This window comes from Psychrobacter sp. FME5 (assembly GCF_014861375.1).
Classification (GTDB): domain Bacteria; phylum Pseudomonadota; class Gammaproteobacteria; order Pseudomonadales; family Moraxellaceae; genus Psychrobacter.
In genome coordinates this window covers 1-4,739 of sequence record NZ_RRYX01000157.1, presented here as the reverse complement: position 1 = coordinate 4,739, position 4,739 = coordinate 1, and the positions used below count along the sequence as shown (strand labels likewise).

Annotated in this window: 4 protein-coding genes; 2 read left to right on the top strand and 2 right to left on the bottom strand. The window is 42.9% G+C overall.

Translation table 11 applies throughout. From position 1 onward, the window contains the following. Nucleotides 1-240: 240 nt before the first annotated feature. A complete protein-coding gene (gene lptB / locus EI161_RS13420) occupies nt 241-1,002 on the top strand; it encodes an LPS export ABC transporter ATP-binding protein (protein ID WP_225735395.1) in 762 nt (253 codons plus the stop codon). A 258-nt stretch (nt 1,003-1,260) separates the two neighbouring features. Continuing rightward, nucleotides 1,261-2,700, top strand: a complete 1,440-nt coding sequence (gene radA, locus EI161_RS13415; RefSeq protein ID WP_192529776.1) for a DNA repair protein RadA — start codon at nt 1,261-1,263, stop codon at nt 2,698-2,700. A 183-nt stretch (nt 2,701-2,883) separates the two neighbouring features. On the opposite strand, the gene EI161_RS13410 is transcribed toward radA, so the two are convergent. Further along, nucleotides 2,884-3,498, bottom strand: coding sequence for a septal ring lytic transglycosylase RlpA family protein (locus EI161_RS13410; RefSeq protein ID WP_192523551.1), 615 nt, complete (start codon nt 3,496-3,498; stop codon nt 2,884-2,886). 714 nt (nt 3,499-4,212) lie between these two features. Then, nucleotides 4,213-4,739, bottom strand: a 527-nt coding sequence (locus EI161_RS13405) for an FtsW/RodA/SpoVE family cell cycle protein (protein WP_192529775.1), incomplete at its 5' end; no start/stop codon positions are given.

Genomic DNA, 4,739 nt, shown 5'->3' with positions numbered 1-4,739 from the left:
ATTCTAAGCGCGATAGTTTTGGCTATGAAGTGGCAAAAAATAGTCCTGTTCCTTCGGACTGATGCTAAAATCGCCCCAGACGTTGTTGTAAATCTAGCTAAGGTCTCGACATTACCTTCGATTTACGCCTAGTCTGGAATTATTTTAGCGATCAGCAATCCTAATAGATGAATTCTATACAGCCCCTAATATATCGATTTTATTTAGAAATACCTATAAGTTATGAGTGATAATAAAAATATGGACTCTTTAGCAACAAATGATAATACCGTGCCAGCCATCCGTTTATCTATGCAAGGTTTGGGCAAGCGCTATGGCAAACGCTGGGTGGTAAAAGATGTCTCCTTCTCTGTTAAACAAGGGCAGGTCGTTGGACTATTAGGCCCAAATGGAGCAGGCAAAACCACCAGCTTTTATATGGTAGTAGGGCTGGTCAATATGGATAAAGGCCGTGTCACATTGGGGAAAATGGACCTCTCTAAATATGCCATGCATGAGCGTGCGCGCGCAGGTATCGGCTACTTACCCCAAGAAGCCTCTATTTTTCGTAAGTTATCTATTGAAGACAATATACTTGCTATCTTGCAAACTCGTAAAGAGTTGAGCGCTAGTGAGCAGCGGCAAGAGCTTGAAAAGTTAATCGGCGAGTTCCATTTAGAGCACGTACGAAAATCATTGGGTATGAGCGTGTCTGGTGGTGAGCGTCGTCGCTGCGAGATCGCCCGTGCTTTGGCTGCTGATCCAAAGTTTATCTTATTAGATGAGCCTTTTGCAGGCGTTGATCCTATCTCTGTTAGTGATATTAAAGACGTTATCTTAACCCTAAAAAATCGTGGTATTGGGGTGTTAATCACTGATCATAACGTCCGCGACACCTTGGCCATTTGCGAAAAAGCCTATATCGTCTCAGAGGGCGCCATTATCGCTGAAGGTACAGCAAAAGAGGTCTTAGACAATGAGCTTGTGAAATCTGTGTATCTTGGTAAAGACTTTCAGGTATAGATCAGCCAATCAAACTATGATCAAAAAGCGCCGTAAAACCACGTCCCTCTAGGGCGTGGATATCAGGCGTCAACCGTTGTCATCTCGCATTGAAACCACCTTGATGTCAGTCAGCATTATTTGTGCAGTATTATTTGAAGATATTTAACATGCTGCAGATTCTTCTGACACTTTTCTGACACTAAGTGCCATCCCTTCTATTCTATACAGCCCCTATTAATTATTCTCAATAGTTTACCTGAATAAGGCCCAACCATTATGGCAAAAAACAAAAGCAGTTATGTCTGTCAGCATTGCGGTGCGCATTTTGGTAAGTGGGCAGGGCAATGTACCGATTGTAGCGAGTGGAATAGCTTGGTTGAAGCACCAAACGTCAGTATGCCGCATCATAACAAAAGTACTGCCAAGCCTGCCGCTCGTGCAGCGCCCCGAAACTCGTCCAGTGGTGCGCCAGCTGGCAACTATGCCGGTACTCATAGTGCGGTTATGCCGCTCAATGCGGTCAGTATCGGCTTAGACACCCGTTTGCCCACGGGTATCAGTGAATTTGATCGGGTACTGGGAGGTGGTTTGGTGGCTGGCTCTGTGGTGCTAATAGGTGGCGACCCCGGTATTGGTAAGTCGACTATTCTATTGCAGACTGCGACCAATATGGCAAAGGCTGACTCTTTAGCAGGCAGTGCATTATACGTGACTGGGGAAGAATCATTGGCGCAGGTAGCCATGCGTGCTAAACGCTTGGAGTTGCCAGCTGATAGATTGCGCGTACTTGCTGAGACCAATGTAGAGACCATCTGTGCGGCATTAACCCAAGAGCAACCTGCCATCGCCATTATTGACTCTATTCAGACCATTTATACCGACGCCATTAATTCTGCCCCAGGCGGTGTCAGCCAGATTCGTGAGTCTGCGGCTATCTTGACCCGTTATGCTAAACAGACTGGTACAGCATTATTCTTAGTAGGGCATGTGACTAAGGAAGGGACGCTTGCAGGACCACGCGTACTTGAGCATATGGTTGATACGGTTTTATACTTCGAAGGTCAATCAGATTCGCGTTTTCGCATGATTCGTGCGGTCAAAAACCGCTTTGGAGCAGTAAACGAGCTAGGAATTTTTGGTATGACTGATATGGGGCTGAAAGAAGTCGCCAATCCATCGGCCATATTTTTGAGCCGTTATGACAAACCTGTTGCAGGTTCTGTGGTCATGGTCAGTCGCGAAGGTACAAGACCGCTATTAGTAGAAGTACAAGCCTTAGTTGATGACTCTCAAGGCTCTCCAAGGCGGATGGCATTGGGATTGGATTTTCAGCGCTTGTCCATGCTGCTCGCCGTGATGCATCGTCATGGAGGTATTCATACCAGTGGACAAGATGTTTATGTCAACGTCGTCGGCGGTGTTAAAGTGATAGAAACAGGGTCGGATTTGGCGGTGCTGTTGGCGTGCGCCTCGAGCATCAAAGAGAAAGCTTTGCCATCTTCGTTAGCTGTATTTGGCGAGGTAGGGTTGTCCGGTGAAATTCGCCCAGTACCCAATGGTCAAGAGCGTTTAAAAGAGGCGATGAAACATGGCTTTAAACACGCTATTATCCCTAAAGCCAATGCGCCTGCCAAGGGTTCTCCTCAGTTTAAGGGTATTAATGTGATTGCTGTTGAGCGTTTGGATGATGCGATTGAAAGCGCGTTTGAACTATAGTTTTTAAGCATAAATCTGCTAAACTTAAACAATCAAAGATCATAAAAAAAGCGCCTAACTATTAATTAAGTTAGGCGCTTTTTATTTAAAGCTGACAGTCTATGGTAGAAGGCTGCATCTACATTATAAAAAAACCGTTAAAGGTTTAAACCGCTCATGGTCTAAAACGTTAAAGGTTTACAACTATGGACCTGAAACACGCTCGATAGCGACGTTGCCGACCCCTTTATTGGTAATGCCAAGTTGTTTAGCAGCACCATAAGATAAGTCTAATACACGGTTGCCGTGGAATGGACCGCGATCGTTCACTTTTACCACCACGCTTTTACCGTTGGTTTTATTGGTGACTTTAACATAGCAGTTCAATGGTAATGAGCGATGAGCAGCAGTCAAACCATTCATATCAAAGGTTTCGCCACTGGCTGTTTTACGGCCGTGGAACTTACGACCATACCAAGAAGCTAAACCTGTCTGCTTAAATTTGCTGACTGAATTAGAGGCGACGGCTGTCAGACGCTCCAATACGTCTTCATCATTGGATGCTTGCGTCGTATCACTGCTCAACAATGGGCTGCTAAGCGCTAATGACGTAGGTTGGCGTGCTGATTTGACCAAGCTTGATGCACCATCATGCTGACGGCTAAGCTCACCAAGCACACGATCGATGTGGGAGGCGTTATCTTGCGAAAATGTCGCAAGCGTGGTTTTTGCTTCTACAGCGTTGGCACTAGTAGCGATTGTAGAGCCAGCAAACAAAACAGCTGACATGGTGAGTAAACCAGATAAACGCTTATTCATAGATACCTCTATAACTTATACATCAAAACCTAACTCTAATAAACTTAGATTGAGTGCGACCGCATTAGACCAATCTAACCGTGTCGCAAACTCTAAAGACTCACTATCAATCGATCATTCTTATAGAGATTGATATCAAATGGAGGCTTTTATGGGTTTTAATGTATGGTAATTTTTCATTGTATTATCATAAGGCGTTAGCGGTAATATGACCGAACCAGCTTATGATATTTTTGAATGATAATTAATAATATGAGTTAAGCACATAATCTAAAAATGAAGATTGAGTACTGATTTCACTATGTATTGAGTTTCCAAACCTTCTTACAGTGCTAAATTAGTAAAGGGTTTAAAGCGTGTTACGTTTTGCTTTGTTATTAAACCGTTAATTAAGTAGTGACTTTGAAACTCTGGAATTCATAGTTTGCTAACTATACGGACAATCTACGACTAAAATATAATCGAATGCAAAGTTATTTAGCAGCTGTGTACGTGTTATGTATCAACAGACAGTAAAAAGAGATTAACGCAATTTTTTGTAAAAAACAAGGATAAATACCGATTGGTATTAATAGGTAAGTAGAGAATGACAGGTATTATGGCTGTAAAATGAGCAATTTGTCTTTGTGATAATCACTGTCACAGCGACAAATTATAGGCAAGCTATCGTTATCGATTTACATACTTTTGAATGCTCAACAGGCCCTAATGAAGTTAAGGAGACTTATGAGTATGAATAGACATAAGTATACCAAAACCCGCCATTAAAGTCACAATGGCAGTACCACCGTAGCTGATAAAAGGTAAAGGAACCCCCACCACAGGTAAAAGCCCACCAACCATACCGACATTGACAAATACATAAACAAAGAAAGACATGGTAATAGCACCCGCTAATAACCTGCTATAAACATCGGTATGATCAAAAGCAATATACAAGGCGCGCATCAATAAACATAAATAAATAAATATCAATAATAAAACACCTAATAAGCCAAATTCTTCAGAAAAAGCGGCAATAATAAAGTCAGTATGGCCTTCTGGTAAGAAATGTAGATGTGATTGCGTACCTTCTAAATAGCCTTTTCCAGTCAGTCCACCGGCACCAATAGCGGTTTTGGATTGGATGATATTCCAGCCAGCACCTTGTACATCAGCTTCAGGGTTTAACATTGTTAATACTCGCGTCCGCTGATAGTCATGCAATAGAAAATTCCAGACGATGGCGAGAAGAGGTACTG